This window comes from Paenibacillus enshidis (assembly GCF_042136365.1).
Classification (GTDB): Bacteria; Bacillota; Bacilli; order Paenibacillales; family Paenibacillaceae; genus Paenibacillus; species Paenibacillus enshidis.
In genome coordinates this window covers 198,097-213,113 of record NZ_JBHHMI010000002.1, presented here as the reverse complement: position 1 = coordinate 213,113, position 15,017 = coordinate 198,097, and the positions used below count along the sequence as shown (strand labels likewise).

At 49.0% G+C, this 15,017-nt stretch carries 17 protein-coding genes; 11 read left to right on the top strand and 6 right to left on the bottom strand.

The window, feature by feature from the left end:
• The first annotated feature begins 92 nt into the window (after nucleotides 1-92).
• From ACE41H_RS03515 to ACE41H_RS03505, 3 genes are all read left to right on the top strand, one after another.
• Entirely contained in the window at nucleotides 93-1,592 is a 1,500-nt protein-coding gene (locus ACE41H_RS03515) for an alkaline phosphatase family protein (protein WP_375353409.1), read from the top strand.
• A 6-nt stretch (nucleotides 1,593-1,598) separates the two neighbouring features.
• Entirely contained in the window at nucleotides 1,599-2,024 is a 426-nt protein-coding gene (locus ACE41H_RS03510) for a DUF3892 domain-containing protein (RefSeq protein ID WP_375353408.1), read from the top strand.
• Nucleotides 2,025-2,195: 171 nt separating this feature from the next.
• Entirely contained in the window at nucleotides 2,196-2,597 is a 402-nt protein-coding gene (locus tag ACE41H_RS03505) for an NUDIX hydrolase (RefSeq protein ID WP_375353407.1), read from the top strand.
• 143 nt (nucleotides 2,598-2,740) lie between these two features.
• Here the strand turns inward: ACE41H_RS03505 and hmpA are convergent, their stop codons facing one another.
• Nucleotides 2,741-3,922, bottom strand: coding sequence for an NO-inducible flavohemoprotein (gene hmpA / locus ACE41H_RS03500; RefSeq protein WP_375353406.1), 1,182 nt, complete (start codon nucleotides 3,920-3,922; stop codon nucleotides 2,741-2,743).
• 277 nt (nucleotides 3,923-4,199) lie between these two features.
• On the opposite strand from hmpA, the gene ACE41H_RS03495 reads away from it, so the two are divergent.
• The 7 genes from ACE41H_RS03495 (at nucleotide 4,200) to ACE41H_RS03465 (ending at nucleotide 10,269) form a co-directional block, all read left to right on the top strand.
• Nucleotides 4,200-5,021: an ABC transporter ATP-binding protein gene (locus ACE41H_RS03495; RefSeq protein WP_375353405.1), complete on the top strand. Its 822-nt coding sequence runs from the start codon at nucleotides 4,200-4,202 to the stop codon at nucleotides 5,019-5,021.
• On the top strand, nucleotides 4,993-5,769 hold the full coding sequence (locus ACE41H_RS03490; protein ID WP_375353404.1) for an IucA/IucC family C-terminal-domain containing protein: 777 nt from the start codon (nucleotides 4,993-4,995) through the stop codon (nucleotides 5,767-5,769). Before ACE41H_RS03495 ends, ACE41H_RS03490 begins: the two co-directional genes overlap by 29 nt.
• Before the next feature lie 102 nt (nucleotides 5,770-5,871).
• Complete coding sequence (locus tag ACE41H_RS03485) at nucleotides 5,872-6,693, top strand: M15 family metallopeptidase (RefSeq protein ID WP_375353403.1); 822 nt, start codon at nucleotides 5,872-5,874, stop codon at nucleotides 6,691-6,693.
• Between the two features lie 478 nt (nucleotides 6,694-7,171).
• Nucleotides 7,172-7,375: a hypothetical protein gene (locus ACE41H_RS03480; RefSeq protein WP_375353402.1), complete on the top strand. Its 204-nt coding sequence runs from the start codon at nucleotides 7,172-7,174 to the stop codon at nucleotides 7,373-7,375.
• 164 nt (nucleotides 7,376-7,539) lie between these two features.
• Nucleotides 7,540-9,018, top strand: a complete 1,479-nt coding sequence (locus ACE41H_RS03475) for a protein adenylyltransferase SelO (RefSeq protein WP_375353401.1) — start codon at nucleotides 7,540-7,542, stop codon at nucleotides 9,016-9,018.
• A 309-nt stretch (nucleotides 9,019-9,327) separates the two neighbouring features.
• Nucleotides 9,328-9,735 (top strand): DoxX family protein, encoded by a 408-nt coding sequence (locus ACE41H_RS03470; RefSeq protein ID WP_375353400.1) that lies wholly within the window; start codon nucleotides 9,328-9,330, stop codon nucleotides 9,733-9,735.
• 39 nt (nucleotides 9,736-9,774) lie between these two features.
• Entirely contained in the window at nucleotides 9,775-10,269 is a 495-nt protein-coding gene (locus ACE41H_RS03465; protein WP_375353399.1) for an SRPBCC domain-containing protein, read from the top strand.
• Nucleotides 10,270-10,358: 89 nt separating this feature from the next.
• On the opposite strand, the gene ACE41H_RS03460 is transcribed toward ACE41H_RS03465, so the two are convergent.
• The 5 genes from ACE41H_RS03460 to ACE41H_RS03440 form a co-directional block, all read right to left on the bottom strand.
• Complete coding sequence (locus ACE41H_RS03460) at nucleotides 10,359-10,496, bottom strand: hypothetical protein (protein WP_375353398.1); 138 nt, start codon at nucleotides 10,494-10,496, stop codon at nucleotides 10,359-10,361.
• A 153-nt stretch (nucleotides 10,497-10,649) separates the two neighbouring features.
• Nucleotides 10,650-10,997, bottom strand: coding sequence for a heme oxygenase (gene isdG / locus ACE41H_RS03455; RefSeq protein ID WP_375353397.1), 348 nt, complete (start codon nucleotides 10,995-10,997; stop codon nucleotides 10,650-10,652).
• A gap of 1 nt (nucleotide 10,998) precedes the next feature.
• Complete coding sequence (locus ACE41H_RS03450; protein WP_375353396.1) at nucleotides 10,999-11,799, bottom strand: ABC transporter ATP-binding protein; 801 nt, start codon at nucleotides 11,797-11,799, stop codon at nucleotides 10,999-11,001.
• Nucleotides 11,796-12,794 carry a FecCD family ABC transporter permease gene (locus ACE41H_RS03445; protein WP_375353602.1) on the bottom strand — a complete coding sequence of 333 codons (999 nt, stop codon included), beginning with the start codon at nucleotides 12,792-12,794 and terminating at the stop codon, nucleotides 11,796-11,798. The genes ACE41H_RS03450 and ACE41H_RS03445 overlap by 4 nt, the downstream gene beginning before the upstream one ends.
• Before the next feature lie 5 nt (nucleotides 12,795-12,799).
• The gene (locus ACE41H_RS03440) at nucleotides 12,800-13,789 is read right to left on the bottom strand and encodes an ABC transporter substrate-binding protein (protein WP_375353395.1); all 990 of its coding nucleotides are present in this window, start codon (nucleotides 13,787-13,789) and stop codon (nucleotides 12,800-12,802) included.
• Between the two features lie 441 nt (nucleotides 13,790-14,230).
• Between ACE41H_RS03440 and isdC the strand changes: the two genes are divergently transcribed.
• Nucleotides 14,231-14,998: a heme uptake protein IsdC gene (gene isdC / locus ACE41H_RS03435; protein ID WP_375353394.1), complete on the top strand. Its 768-nt coding sequence runs from the start codon at nucleotides 14,231-14,233 to the stop codon at nucleotides 14,996-14,998.
• Nucleotides 14,999-15,017 lie beyond the last annotated feature (19 nt).

The window sequence follows — 15,017 nt, the reverse complement described above, 5'->3', positions numbered from 1 at the left end:
AAGAAATGACATCCACAGCTGGCTGATAATTAACGGTAAAGTGGACCACACTAATAGCTGTATCCCGAATACAGTCATGGTGGGTGAAGCAGTTGTTGACGCAAAATGGCAAGAGCGTTATTTATCTGTTGATTGATTCGCTGCTGGCTTCGGCCATTGACCGGGGTGTGGCACAAAAGAAGCTGCCTGCTCTGCAATTTTTGATTGAACACGGTCAATATTACCGTGATGTGGTCACTTCTTTTCCGACGATGTCCGTTACGATTGACTGCTCGCTGGTGACGGGCACCTATCCGGATCAACATTCTGTCCCCGGCCTGACTTGGTATGATTCGGATGCCGAAAGGGTGATCAATTACGGAACAGGTCCCATGGAAGTGATTCGGCAAGGCATACCGGCGGTGCTTGAGGATGCGGTCATTCGGTTGAACCGGGATCACTTGAATCCCGACGTACCGACCATTTATGAAGATCTGGCACGGCTGGGCTTTACCTGCGGAACGATCAACGGACTTGTATACCGTGGTTCCGTTCAGCACACGATGACGATTCCGTTCTGGATGCGCATGCTTACTTCATGGCCCGACCGGGTTCAAGTTGCAGGCCCGAACTGGTTCAGTCTGGGCGGTTTATCCAACCCGTTAAACGGTAAAATACAAGCACCGCAAAGCATATTTCACCGTTTGGGTCTGAATGATACATATTCGGTGGAGACACTAAAGCACATGATCCGGACGGATCAGCTGCCTGATTTTGTATACGTCTACATGCCCAGTATGGACAAGCTGCTGCATAAAAAAGGACCGTCCGTTCTGAAAGGAGCCGTGGAAGCGGACAGGCAGGTTCAAGACGTGCTGGAGGCTTTCGGCTCTCCGGAACAGGCACTGCAGCGGGCGGTATTTGTCGTTTCGGGGGATAGCGGAGTCAGCCAAATCAGGCCGGCCCAGGATCAGCCGATCATCCAACTGCACAAGCTGCTTGAAGGATATAATGTGCTGCATCCGGGTTATAAGGTAGGTGCTCATACCGAAATCGTATTGGCTGTCAACGAAACAATGGCCTATGTTTACTGCCTGAAGGAGACACTGGATTTACGGCATATTGCAGAGCCGCTGAGTGCAGATAACCGGATCGATTTTATCGCCTGGAAGGAAGAAGGATGGATCACGGCAGCGAGAAATGGACAGGAGCTGCGTTTCAAAGCAGGTGGGACATGGACGGATGGTTATCAGCAGAAATGGACGATTGAGGGGCAGATGGAGCTGCTGGATCTGGAGCCGGATGAGTTCGCCTATGAAATCCGGTACGGGAAATATCCGGACGTCCTGCAGCGGATATACGGCTCCCTGAACTCCCACCGGGGGCGGTATCTGATCGTGGGAGCCAAGCCCGGGTATGAGCTGGCTGACCGAAGTTCCCCAACGCATAAGGGAGGGGGAGCACATGGCTCTTTGAGCCTGAAGGAGTCGCTGATCCCGCTTATTATCGCCGGAACGGACCTGAAGCCTTCCAGGCTGCGCCTTGTTGATCTAAAAGCCTACCTGATGGAAGTGGTTTCATCCGAACGCAGGACACTACAGGTTAAGGAGTGAACCGGGTTGAAGCAACCTGAACAAGGAACAAGCGAGAATCTGTCAACACATAACGCCAACTTTGCCTGGAACGGTCAGCCTCTCCCTCATTTTGAGCCCACGAACGGGCAAAGCTCCGGGCAAGGTAAAGATGCGCAGCAATCTGAAGCAAACGGGACTTTTATGCAGGAAGGGACCCGATATGGAGCCGGCCCGCACACGATTGATCCGCGCAAGGCACAAATCGAGGCCGTGCATTACGAAAACGGAGCGATTGCCGCCGTCCGCCTGAACAACGGGCAGGTGGTTGACATTGCAACAGCCATCGGAATGGCGGAAGCAGAGCTGATCGAGGATGTGAATACAGGCTTAAACCGAGAAGGCCAAAAAACGTTAAGGTCATACCCGGACGGGAATCCGGACAACAATCTGTCCAATCTGCCGCGGTTCTGAACAAATTGGCAGCATAAACTGGCAGCCTGGCATTAGCCGAGGCTGCTTTGTTCTATTTGCATACTTGACAGAAGGCGCTTTTGCGGCAATTATCATTAAATGAAGCTGTATCAGCTCATTGTAACGGGATGATGGTCCACAACCCACAAAATTGTATAGCAGGTGAACAATGTGAGCAATATCATTGATAAGATTGCATGGATTTACATTGAAAATGGCCGCATCCTCGGCGCACGTTCGCAAGGGAAAGAAATATGCTATATCCCGGGAGGAAAAAGAGAGCCTGGCGAGACGGATGGGCAAACCCTTATCCGGGAAATTAAAGAGGAACTGTCTGTTAACATTTTGCCGGAGACCATCTCTTATGCCGGAACCTTTGCGGCGCAGGCGGATGGCAAGCCGGAAGGCGTGAGCGTGCAAATGACCTGTTATACCGCAGAGTTTAGCGGCGAATTACAGCCTGATGCGGAAATTGCCGAACTGGTGTGGCTGACCTATCAGGATCGTGAACGCGTTTCTCCAGTGAGCCGGATTATTTTTGATAAGCTACATGAGGAAAAGTTGCTGGTGTGAATTTTTCTAACGGAGTACGACTCTCCAGGCAATTGAGCTGCTGCGCGAGGAAGTACAGGCTAGAATAAAATGAAATAAATAAACAGCGGACTCTTCCTGCCGTCGTGGAAGAAGCCGCTGTTATTTAATAACGGTTAATGTAATTATGCATTTGCCAATTGCATAGCCGGACCAAAAAACTCATAGTGAATTCGCTCTTCATTCATTCCCATGGCCCGCAGCTCACGAATGATGCTTTCCATGAAAGACACCGGTCCGCATACATAAGTGTCGCCCGTAATATCAACATACTTTTCCAGCACGGCCCGGTTGATAAAACCGTCCGGCTGACTGGAATAAAAGGTATTGTACTTAACATTGCTCATGCCCGCAGCTTTCTCCTCAATATCGCCTTGGAAGGCGGCGAGCTCTTCATTCCGGGCGGCATGCAGAAATACCGTCGGCCGGTCAGGTGTCAGATTGGCGACAGTCTCGAACATGCTCATCATTGGCGTGATGCCGACTCCGCCCGAGATGAATGCAACCGGGGTTGTTTTTGTTGTATCGAGCACAAATTCACCGGCTGGCGGGCTCACTTCAACTGTGTCACCTTCATTCACCTGTGTATGCAGATACACAGAGACAACTCCGTTTGGATCATTGTCCGCTTCCCGTTTCACGGAAATACGGAATTCACCCGGGGTTGGTGCCTGGGACAAGCTGTATTGACGGATCATCATATATTTCTCGCCCGGAATCTTAACACGGACGGAAATATACTGTCCCGGCTGATACGCAGGCACGTTCAAGCCATCTGCCGGCTTCAGATAGAATGACATGATATTCTCGCTTTCTTTCACTTTCCGCACTACAGTAAACGGCTTGAAGAAATTCCATCCGTTTTCCTGCTCCCTTGCTTCCTGGTACATTTTTGCTTCAACCCCGATAAATGCAGCGGCAATGACGCCGTATGCCTCCTTCCAAGCGTCAAGGATTTCATCGGTCGCGGCATCGCCGAGCACCTCTTTGATTGCCTTCAGCAGATGTTCACCTACAATCGGGTAATGCTCAGGCTTGATGCCGAGGCTCACATGCTTATGAGCAATCTGCACGACGGCGGGCAGAATATTTTCAAGATTGTCGATATGGACGGCGGCTGCATACACGGCGTTGGCAAGCGCCGTCTGCTGCCGGCCCTTGGCCTGATTGGCATGGTTGAAGATATGCAAAAGCTCCGGATGGGTTTCAAACAAATTCCGATAAAAGACCTTAGTAATTGTGGTGCCGTGTTCCTCCAGAACAGGGGCCGTTGATTTGACGATTTTTCGTTGTTCCACAGTTAGCATACTTGAAGAAGCCTCCTTCATTAAAAATTTAGTTAATAAAATGATTGTATTTAAAAGATCAGGGTTAATTTGTGATTGCACTCACAACATTTCAATTTTTAATGATTATGCTTGGGTAGCCAAATCAGGGAAAGCGCATCATGGGAAATGTAATTTCAACCAAGGATTTTATTGACTTTGTCTTAAGGCTATGGTTAACTGACCATTATGGTAATGATAATCAGTATCATTATTTGGATTGGATAAATAATTTGGCAGCTTTAAAGGGGATGGACCTGTGCCTTTACTGGAAACTCAAGCATTAACCCTGTCCTACGGGGACAGCCTTATCATAGATGAGCTTCATTTGCAAATTCCCGAAGGGGAAATCACCGTCTTCGTCGGAAGCAACGGATGCGGAAAGTCCACCTTGCTTCGTTCGTTGGCACGCTTGCTCAAACCGCAAAAAGGGGCGGTATTGCTTGACGGAAAAGCCATCGCCAAGTCACCGACGAAAGAGGTAGCCAGAAGTATTTCCATTTTACCCCAAGGACCGATTGCCCCTGAAGGATTAACCGTGCTGCAGTTAGTGAAGCAGGGAAGATATCCGCATCAAAACTGGCTTCAGCAATGGTCGGAGGAAGATGAGCGGATGGTGGTGAAAGCCATGGAGGCGACGAAAATCAAGGAATTTGCGGATAGGCCGGTTGACTCCCTCTCCGGCGGGCAGCGGCAAAGAGCCTGGATTGCTATGACTCTTGCTCAAGGGACGGATATCCTGCTCCTGGATGAACCGACGACCTATTTGGATTTGGCCCATCAGATCGAAATTCTTGATTTGCTGTTTGAACTGAACGAGCAGGAACAACGGACCATTGTAATGGTGCTGCATGATTTAAATCTGGCTGCCCGTTATGCGCATCATATGGTCGCCATTCACAACAAGCAGGTATATATGCAAGGCAAACCAGAGGATATTATTACACGTAAAATGGTTCAGGCCGTATTTGGCATGAGCTGTGAAATCACCATTGATCCGCTGTTCGGGACACCTGCGTGTATTCCGCATGGAAGGGGGAGGAAGATCACCGATGCAAAACGTGCAAATGCCGTATTTTAGTCCGAATGAATTGCAAATATTAACGGATCATTTTCGCCTATCCCCAGGCAGGCAGGCTGACAGTCCATTATTCGTGCCAGCGGTGGAGCTGCTGGATTTGGAGAAATGCCGGGTTTATCTGGAGCAGGCTGCCGCCATTTTTCAAACCCCTGCCATTGCAGCTGCGGCATCACAGTTTTCAAAACGGTATGCCTACCTGACGATGTCATCCGGTTTATACGCAATGACCATGTTTAATAAAGGAATGACTTATGAGATTACAAATTGCCGTATTGAGTCCGTATTCCAAGGCAATTCCTGGCTGCCAGAAGTATGTCTGACCGACCGGCAGGTCACCCAGCCCACAGTAGAAGAACGGAATGAATGGCGTGATCGCATGATCAGCAGCATTTTCGCTGAAAATATTGCAAAGGTATGGCGCTCGATTTCCAAAGCTGCGAGAATCCCCGCTTCAACTTTGTGGGAGAATGTGGCGATTTCCGTGTATTGGCTGTATGAGCAGCGAATGGCGAAGGAAGCTACAGAGGAGCAGAAGCTGCAAATCCAGGCTGATTTTTATTATTTGCTGCATGAAGCACCGGCACACTTATTCGGAGAGGAGCATAATCCGCTCACCAGATACAACAATTCTGAAATGGTTATCACCGCTTCCAATATCCCCAAGCGCAAACGTAAAACATGCTGTCTGCTTTACAAAATTTCTCAGGAACATAACTACTGCACCACCTGCCCTTTGAGAAAGGAATAGTTTCTATATTGGTAAACGGCAGCGTTAATCCACAGCTAAAATAATCCTTAACATGGTGAAGTTAAAAGGATAAAATGTAGGATGTGGATTGGAGGTACATATGTGTTGAAAAGAAATGGAATGTTTTATGTGGGGTTGCTGCTTGTCTGTACAGGATTGGCGCTTCTGTTGTCGGCGTGTGAGCAAAGGGAGACCCCACAGCCTCAGGAAGCCAACACAAACAAGGCAGGCACTTCTCAGCAAGAGGGAGTGAAGACAGAACTGGCACCTGTTACGGATGGACAGACCAGCAAGCCGGACAGCCCGGATAATGACTCGCTGCCTGTGGTTGCCGATCCGGATGCGGTTACCGTACTGGTGAATAAACAGATCCGTCTTCCGGAAAATTACATCCCCGCAGATTTGGTTTATCCGGATGTCCGTTTCGTCTTTAAAGAAAAGATCGAGAAACGGATGCTGCGTAAAGAAGCCGCGCAAGCGCTTGAGACGATGTTTGCTGCCGCCGGGAAGGACGGAATCAATCTCGCAGGGGTGTCCGGCTATCGGTCGGAGGCGAGACAGAAGGTTATTTTTAATCAATATGCTGCCAAGGACGGCGAAGAAAAAGCTAAAACCTACAGCGCCTATCCGGGAACGAGCGAGCATCAAACCGGACTGGCTATCGATGTTTCGGGCAGTGACGGAAAGTGTGCGGCAGAGTCCTGTTTTGCAGGCACGCCGGAAGCTGAATGGCTGGCAGCACATGCGGCTGAATCCGGATTTATTATCCGCTACCCGGAAGGCAAGGAAGGCATTACCGGTTATAAATACGAGCCATGGCATATCCGGTACGTAGGTGTTGAGCTTGCTAAAGAGATCAGCGCAAAGGGAATCACGCTGGAGGAATACTTTGGGGATGCCGTGCCTGTGACGACTCAGCCTTGATCAACGGTTCATGTAAGACATATTCAGTGAAATATTTTACGATCAGGTGCAAATTTATCCTGGCTCCAGAAAGAAATAATCACGGATGCTGCTTTTGATCGGGATATGGACAGCTTGTAATTATCCGCCCAATACAATAATCGAACGGCAGGGCTTTTTCAGTATCAGATGGAGACAGGGCAGAAGCTTGCGTATACTGCGATAAATGAAAGAGGGGTTACCGAACTTTACGGAATGTATATGGACCAGAAACACGGAAAGGAGCCGCGCGGGCATTCTCTGTTATACAGCAATCTGCCCAATGTGCAGGCTCTCGCATGGGCGGATAATCGGCTGTTATGTTTAAACCGCCAGCCAACCGGAAGCTACCAACTGTACAGGTTTACGTTGAAGAATGAATAGTCGAAAATGTTATGAATAAGGCAAGCCTGCTGCTGTATATATCTTTCTTAACTAACAGCAATTTGCGGGGTGGGGTATGAAACCGGCATCTGAACGTCCTTTTCAAGTGTATGTGGTAGAGATGTCCTCGATTAAAATGTTTATTCTGATCGAAATCGGATTGGGAACGCTGATTTATAACCTGTGGCTGGTGCTGCTTCATAATGCCTTGCTTGCAGGATCAAGCGGTTGGGCGACGACAGAAGTCATCAAGCGCACGCTCAAGCTGCTCAAGTTGTAACTGCAAAAGGTCAAGATCAGGAGTAAGTTTTCCTGTTCTTGACCTTTGTTTTTTTAAAAGGCCAATTTTGGTCATAGCTTGAAGCAGGGGGATGTGGTTAGGGTATAATACACGAAGAGAAGTGAAAAATAAGCGGCGAAAATTTAATGAAAATAGGTGCTGTTATGACGGAAAATAAAACAATTCGGAAAGCGGGCTGGAATTTAGACAACAGTTATGCAGAACTGCCCGAATTATTCTATAGCAGGCTTCAGCCCACTTCTGTTCGCTCCCCAAGGCTTGTTCTATTTAATCATTCCTTGGCGGAAGCTCTTGGATTAAATGGCCAAGCTCTGCAAAACGCAGAGGGTGCTGCCATATTTGCAGGAAATCATTTGCCCGAGGCAGCGTTTCCTATTGCTCAGGCCTATGCAGGGCATCAATTTGGTCATTTTACGATGCTGGGGGACGGGCGGGCGATTCTGCTCGGTGAGCAAATTACCCCTGGGGGCGGAAGGTTCGATATTCAGCTTAAAGGTGCTGGCCGCACGCCTTACTCGCGGGGCGGTGATGGACGGGCGGCCCTTGGTCCGATGCTGCGTGAATACATCATCAGCGAAGCGATGCATGCTCTTGGAATTCCCACAACTCGCAGCCTTGCGGTAGTTACAACCGGGGAAACGATACTCCGGGAAACGGATTTGCCGGGTGCAATTTTAACCCGCGTTGCCGCCAGCCATTTGCGTGTAGGCACCTTCCAATATGCAGCCAATCGGGGGACAAGAGAGGGGCTGCGCACGCTGGCGGATTATACGCTGCAGAGACATTTTTCGGATGCTGCTGATGACGAAGATAACCGTTATTTGCTTCTGTTACGGGAAGTAATCCGCCGGCAGGCAGCGCTAATCGCGAAGTGGCAGCTTGTCGGTTTTATCCACGGCGTTATGAACACGGACAATATGGCGCTTAGTGGAGAGACGATTGATTACGGTCCGTGTGCTTTCATGGATGTATATAACCCGGGCACGGTGTTCAGTTCAATCGATGTTCAGGGACGTTATGCTTATGGCAATCAGCCTCATATTGGGGCCTGGAATATGGCCAGATTTGCTGAAACCCTTCTGCCACTCTTGCATGACGAGCAGAAGGAGGCGATTCGTTTGGCCGAGAATGAAATCGCAAATTTCCATGAGCTGTTCGAGCAACAATGGCTTTCGGGTATGAGGGCGAAGCTCGGATTGTTCAATGAAGAAGAGCAGGACCATTCGCTTGTGGATGACCTGCTTCGTTTGATGGAACAGCACCAGGCGGATTATACCAATACGTTTCTGGCGTTAACTTTTGATAACCGGGAGGGCCATGGGCTGTTCGACTCCTCTGAATTTATCCGTTGGCATGAACGGTGGCAGGAGAGATGCGGCAGACAGCACGAGTCTCTTGACTCTTCGCAGGAGCTGATGCGAAACAGCAATCCGGCTCTGATTGCCCGTAATCATCGAGTGGAGGAAGCGCTTGAGGCTGCCGTGCAGCGTGATGACCTGAGTGTGCTGCAGCGACTGCTGGCCGCTCTAGCCAATCCATTCAAGCATTCACCCGAGCAAGCGGAGTATTGCCAGCCGCCTGCCCCATCAAGCCGTCCTTACCGCACCTTCTGCGGGACTTGATCTGATATATAGCCGATGGATTTCGGTCTTAAAAGACAGGGTGCCTCGAAAGGTCTGCGACCAGGGGGCACCTTTTTCTGCAGAAAATAATATTCCTTGACAGGAATATTCCCTAAAGGGTATATTTAATTCATAGTTAAATCACATCCTAAGAAGGGAAGTGAGAGCTGGGAATTAACAGTAGCCCAGTAAGAAGCTTTGAAGCCATAAAGTATAAAAATTAAGGAGACAGGTTATGATGGAATATTCCAAGGTATTTGGTAATACAATCATCTCTGTTGACAACTGTTACAGGAGGTTGATGTTTGAATGAAAAAACTAGCGATTCCATATTGGATATTCACGGTGCTGCTGGCAGCACTCATGGGATTGGGGGCGATTCCTAATATGATGTCCTCCCCCGAGGGGCTTGCTGTATTCGAGCACTTGGGTTATCCTGCCTACCTGCTTCCTTTTATCGGGGCCGCCAAATTATTGGGTGTCATCGCGATCCTGGTTCCAGGCTTTCCACGAATCAAGGAGTGGGCGTATGCCGGATTGTTCTTTGATTTGACGGGTGCGATGTACTCGAATATCATGGTAGACGGATTTTCCGGTGCGATGATCATTTTCCTTATCGGTTATCTGTTAATCGCAGGTTCTTATGTTTATTACCATAAAAGACTGAGAATACGCACACCGAATGCAACGAACCAGCTCTCAGGCCGGGCACTTTAAGCAAAATAAATACCAATTTTATATCCCAGGAGGAGCATCATGTCCAAAACTGTTGAACTAGTCGTTACACGCACAATTAACGCTCCGCAAGAGCTTGTATTCGAAGCATTTGCGCAAAAGGAGCATCTGAAGCATTGGTGGGGTCCTGCGGGTTGGGAGATGGAAGTGGTCAAGCTGGATTTTCATCCAGGAGGGATCTGTCATTTCCGTCTGCAAGCCGATGGAAATGTGATGTGGAGCAAGTTCGTTTACCGGGAAATTTCCGCACCTGAGAAGGTGGTATATGTCAGTTCCTTTGCTGATGAAGAAGGCAATATCAACCGGGGGCCGTTCAGCGAGACGTGGCCGCTTGAGGTTCTGAATACGCTGACGTTCTCGGAGCAAGACGGAAAGACGTTACTTTCCTTACACGCAGTACCTTTATCCGCATCAGAGGAAGAGGTTGCGACCTTCAGCTCGATGAATGAAGGCATGCAGCAAGGCTTCGGGGCAGCCTTTGATCAATTGGAGCAGTATCTGGCAGCGAAGCAGTAATGCGAAAAAAAGTGAAACGGCAGCCGTAGTGCCAAATTCGGGGAGCAACAGGTGTAAAGCCTGCTGATCCCCTTTTTCAATTAGGCTGGTCAGATGGACGGACGGTTGGGAATATGGAATTTGCCCATATTGGTGTTTGTTGTTGGATGCTCTTTGCCGCTTTGCACATTGCTGCTTTTGTCGGCCGTTGACTGCATTTTTTGCTTCAAGGATTTCTTTTTATCCAAAATGATTACCTCCAGGGAAGTTGTAGTGTTACATTAACAGTATGCATGCTATTACAAAATCCCATTCAATTTGTACCAAAGATAAAACGACTGCCCCACCTGTAAAGTACAGAGAAGCAGTCGTAGTATATTGAACAAGCTCTGAGTTCTGGCTTATGCCCGCAGATCCGTCAACTGAGGGGCCTCGATGTCGGTGAGCGGTTGTCTGACAATTTTCACATCATAAAAAGTAATCTTGTTGTCCAGGATATAGTCCGGCATCTCGCGGTGGGAATGAGATTCCCGGAAAGCTTCACTGCGCGTCCAGGCTTGAAAATGCTCCTTCGACAGCCAGCGTGTGCTGATTGTGACCTCATCATGGTCCTTGGTATTCTCCGTCAGCAGTACTTCCAGTCCCAGAAAACCTTCCATTGCTTCTACTTGCCCCGTTTTGTTAAAACGTTCGATCAGTTTATCGGCATTACCCTTCGTGATTTGTGATGTGTTGGTTACAATAATCATGTTATATTCCTCCCGAATGGTGTATTCCCGCTGTTGGTATAATAAGCGGGTATCCGTCGATGACGGTTATTTTTGCATCAATCTCATAGATTTCCTTCAGAAATGCAGGCGTAAGCAAATCTCGCGGGCTGCCCGCTGCAGCGATGACTCCCCGCTTCATGGCGATCATATGATGGCTGTAAGCGGCTGCTTGCTGCAGGTCATGAAGAACCATCACAATTGTGATTCCCCATTGCTCATTGATGCGCTTCAGCATGTTCAAAATGTCCAACTGGTGCGCGATGTCCAAATAGGTTGTCGGTTCATCCAGCAATAAAATATCTGTTCCTTGCGCCAGCGTCAGCGCAATTCTGGCCCGTTGTTGCTCACCTCCTGACAGAGTGTAAAACAGTCTGTCCGCGAGTTTGCCCATACCTGCCGCTTCAAGGGCAAATTCGACGGCTTGATAGTCTTCCTTGGTCTGCCGCTGCTGGAATAGCTTCTTGTAAGGAGCACGTCCATATGCGGCAAGCTCTCTTACCGTCAGATCAGGCATGAAGTCCTTGGTCTGCGGAAGCATGGAAATACACTGCGCCAGCTGTCTGGGTGAAAAAGAGGCAGCAGATTTTCCGTGAATGAGAATTTCTCCAGAGTCGATGTCAAGCAGGCGGGTCATCGTTTTTAATAAAGTGGACTTGCCGGAACCGTTGGGACCAACAATCGCCGTGATGCGCCCTGACGGAAAGTCAGCGTTAATACGCTTGAGCTGAAAACCTTGCCTGTGCAGCGAAATATTTTGAACGACAAGTGCCTCTTCCTTCATCGGATATTCCCCCGTCTCCTGAGAAGCATTAAAAAGAAGGGGGCTCCCAAAGCGGCCAGCAGAATTCCGACAGGAAGCTCAATCGGATCAAACCAGGATCTGGCGATCGTATCCGCCAGGACGACCAAAGATGCGCCGCCCATAATGGATAATGGGAGCAGAAAGCGATAATCGTCTCCAATAACAAGCCGGATGGCATGTGGAACGACAAGACCCACAAATCCGATCAATCCGGCTACACTGACGGCCGTACCGGCAAGGAAGGACGCAAGCAGCATGAGCAAGAGCCGTTGTACTTCAACCCTTTGCCCAAGCAGCCGTGCAGAGTCGTCCCCCAACTGCATCAGATTAGCCGGACGTATCGCTGGAATCGTCAGGACGAGACCCATCAGCGCATAGGGAGCCATGAAGGAGAGATGGTGCCAGCTTCTCCCGTTCAACCCGCCAGACAACCATGCGAGTACCGCCTGCACACGATCGCTGTAAACGACCATAACGCCATTCATAACAGCGCCGAGCAGGGCATTCACAGCCACACCGGCCAGAATGATTTTGACTGGTGAAGCACCTTTGTCCCATGCCATTCCATAGATCACAAGCGAGGTGGCAAAAGCGCCGGCAAACGCCGCTGCTGGCAGCAGATAGCTGAATTGTGGAAGCGCCACCATGCAGATGACAGCAGCCAAGCCCCCACCGGAAGACACGCCGATAATGCCCGGATCTGCCAGCGGATTCTTCATCACTCCTTGCAGCAAAGCCCCCGAAGCTGCAAGACAGGCACCCACCAGCATTCCCGTCAGTATCCGTGGCAGCCGTAAATCCATAATAATCGTTCCATAAGCAGAGCCGTCCCGTCCGAGCATGGCGGACCAAATGTCCGAAAGCGAGATCGGAATTGAACCATAGGTTAGTCCATATACACTTGCTGCAATAAGAAGCAGGGGGGAGACGAGCAGCATGAGATTGCGTCTGTTCATTCTTTGTTGAACATTAATCGCACTCATTGCGCTTCCTCCAGCAAGCTGCGAAGCTCATCAAGCGCTTTGGTCACCTTGGTTCCAGGATTGGTTCCAAACAGGTCGGAAGGCAGCACATGAACTTGACCGTCCTTGACCGCGCTTATCCCGTTCCAGGCCGCGTTCACCTGCATTTCCTTGAAGAATCCCTCTTTAACCGCCTCTGGTTGGCCATGCGTCATGATTAAAATCAGCTCAGGATCGGATTCGACAATCCGTTCTGTGTTCAATTGAGCGTAGTGGGGAAAGCTGTCCAGTTCAGGGTAGTCAGATGCGATATTTACTCCACCGGCCAGCTCAAGCAAATTACCGCTAAGGGAATTGGGAAGTGCCGCCAAATACGTTCCGGGCGCTCCATAGATGATCAGGACCCTTGGCTGGGAAGAAAGCTTCGCATTCTGCATTTCGCGGATCTTGCCGTCAATAGACTGTACCAGTTCTTCCGCTTTGTCATTTTGATCGAGCACTTTACCCAGCAGGCGAATCTGATTCTGGATATCAGAAGCTGAATTCGCTTCGGTCAAAATCATATGTGATCCGATGCTTTCGATCATCGCGGTATCCTTGGTGTTCAGTACAGCATTGCCCAGCACGAGATCAGGCTTGAGAAAGGTAATTTTCTCAAGATCAAGCTCATGAGTTGTGCCAACCTCTTCAATATCCGCTAAATTTTCTTCTGCTGCAGAGGAGGTTGGTCTTCCGACCAGATGGCCTCCGAGTGCATGGACAATATCCATATCCCCGTTGCTTAACGCCACAATTCGCGCAGGGGGATAGGGTACCGTCACCTCTCTTCCTGCAAAATCTGTCACCGTAATCGTGGCAGCTTCGGATGTCTCCTTTGCAGAAGCAAATTGAGATGCAGGTACTTGTCCTTCCCATGGGTCGCTGCCGGCCCCGCATCCTGTCAAGAGAAGCGGGATCAAGGCGCATGCCATTACAGCTTTATTAAGATTGTAGAAATTATAATTCATAGTATACTCCTGTTCCTGAGAGGGAGAAGGAAGAATGAGGAAGAAAATGTTGTATAGAAAGATGATAATGAAAATCATTATCACTGTCAATCCGAATTCCGAGTTATAAAAAAATATATATTTTTTGATTGACACCCCCCTGAAGAGTGGGATAATATCAAATCGCAACCACACCTAATTTTGTCACGAGGGAGGGGTGCCATGGATTACTGGTCTGGTTAGCCGGTTGCCGACAGGTTAATTGCTTGTTAGAAACCGAGGGGGAGAGTTCACGGTTGCAGGAAAGCAAGAAGGTGAGGAAGAAGTGTACTGTAACAATATACAAGCTGCAAGGATCATTTTTTTTTAAGTTTTAATTGAGAATGATAATCAATGAGAAAATTGTTCCTGCACTTGTAATGATTCATTCTATGAGAGATTGAGAGGAGGAAAAGGGGTTCCATGAAGAGGTGGAAAGTCGTTCCCATCCTTTTCTTCACTGCGGTTTTAGGCCTGGTTTTATGTATTTCACCGAAAGCCCAGGCAGAAGCCATTGCATTGCAGGATGGAGAATACACCGTAGACTATAACATTTTAAAGGCTGAGAATGATTCAGTCTCTATGGCAAACGATTATTTTGAAAAGCCGGCTGTGATCCATGTGAACAACGGGAAGATAGAGGCTGAAATTCGGTTGAACCATAGCGCCTGGATCACGGAGTTCAAGGTCCCGCATGGCGGTGGATATATCGACACAACTACGGTCAGCAGTAACAGTGCCACTGATACACGGATAGCCCGCTTCCCGCTTCAGAGCCTGGAATCACCGCTTGCGGCCCAAATCCATGTAACTGTTCCATCCGTGGATTATGACCATGATTATACGATCCGCTTTGCTTTTGACAACAGCAGTTTAACTCCAGTGAAAACTGAAAAGTCTGCGGCTGCCCAAAATAAGGAGACTGAATCGCCTTCCGCTCAGGCGGGAAGCACGGCCGGGAAAGCTGCAAGCAATGCCGCTTCCGGAGCGAATGACAGTCCAGTGAGCCGGGATGAGGCAAGTGTGAAAAAAGTAAGTTCTAATAACAACGATTTGAAGAGTTCAGAAGCGAGTGAGCAGGTGATTAACCCGCCGACAGCGGACACGGCTCCCCTTGCAGTATGGATGGCTTTTTTTGTGGTATCGTTGTTATTTTTGGCCCGGCGCTGGTTTGTTTCCAAGGCTAAATAACTTTGGCTAAATCATTTAA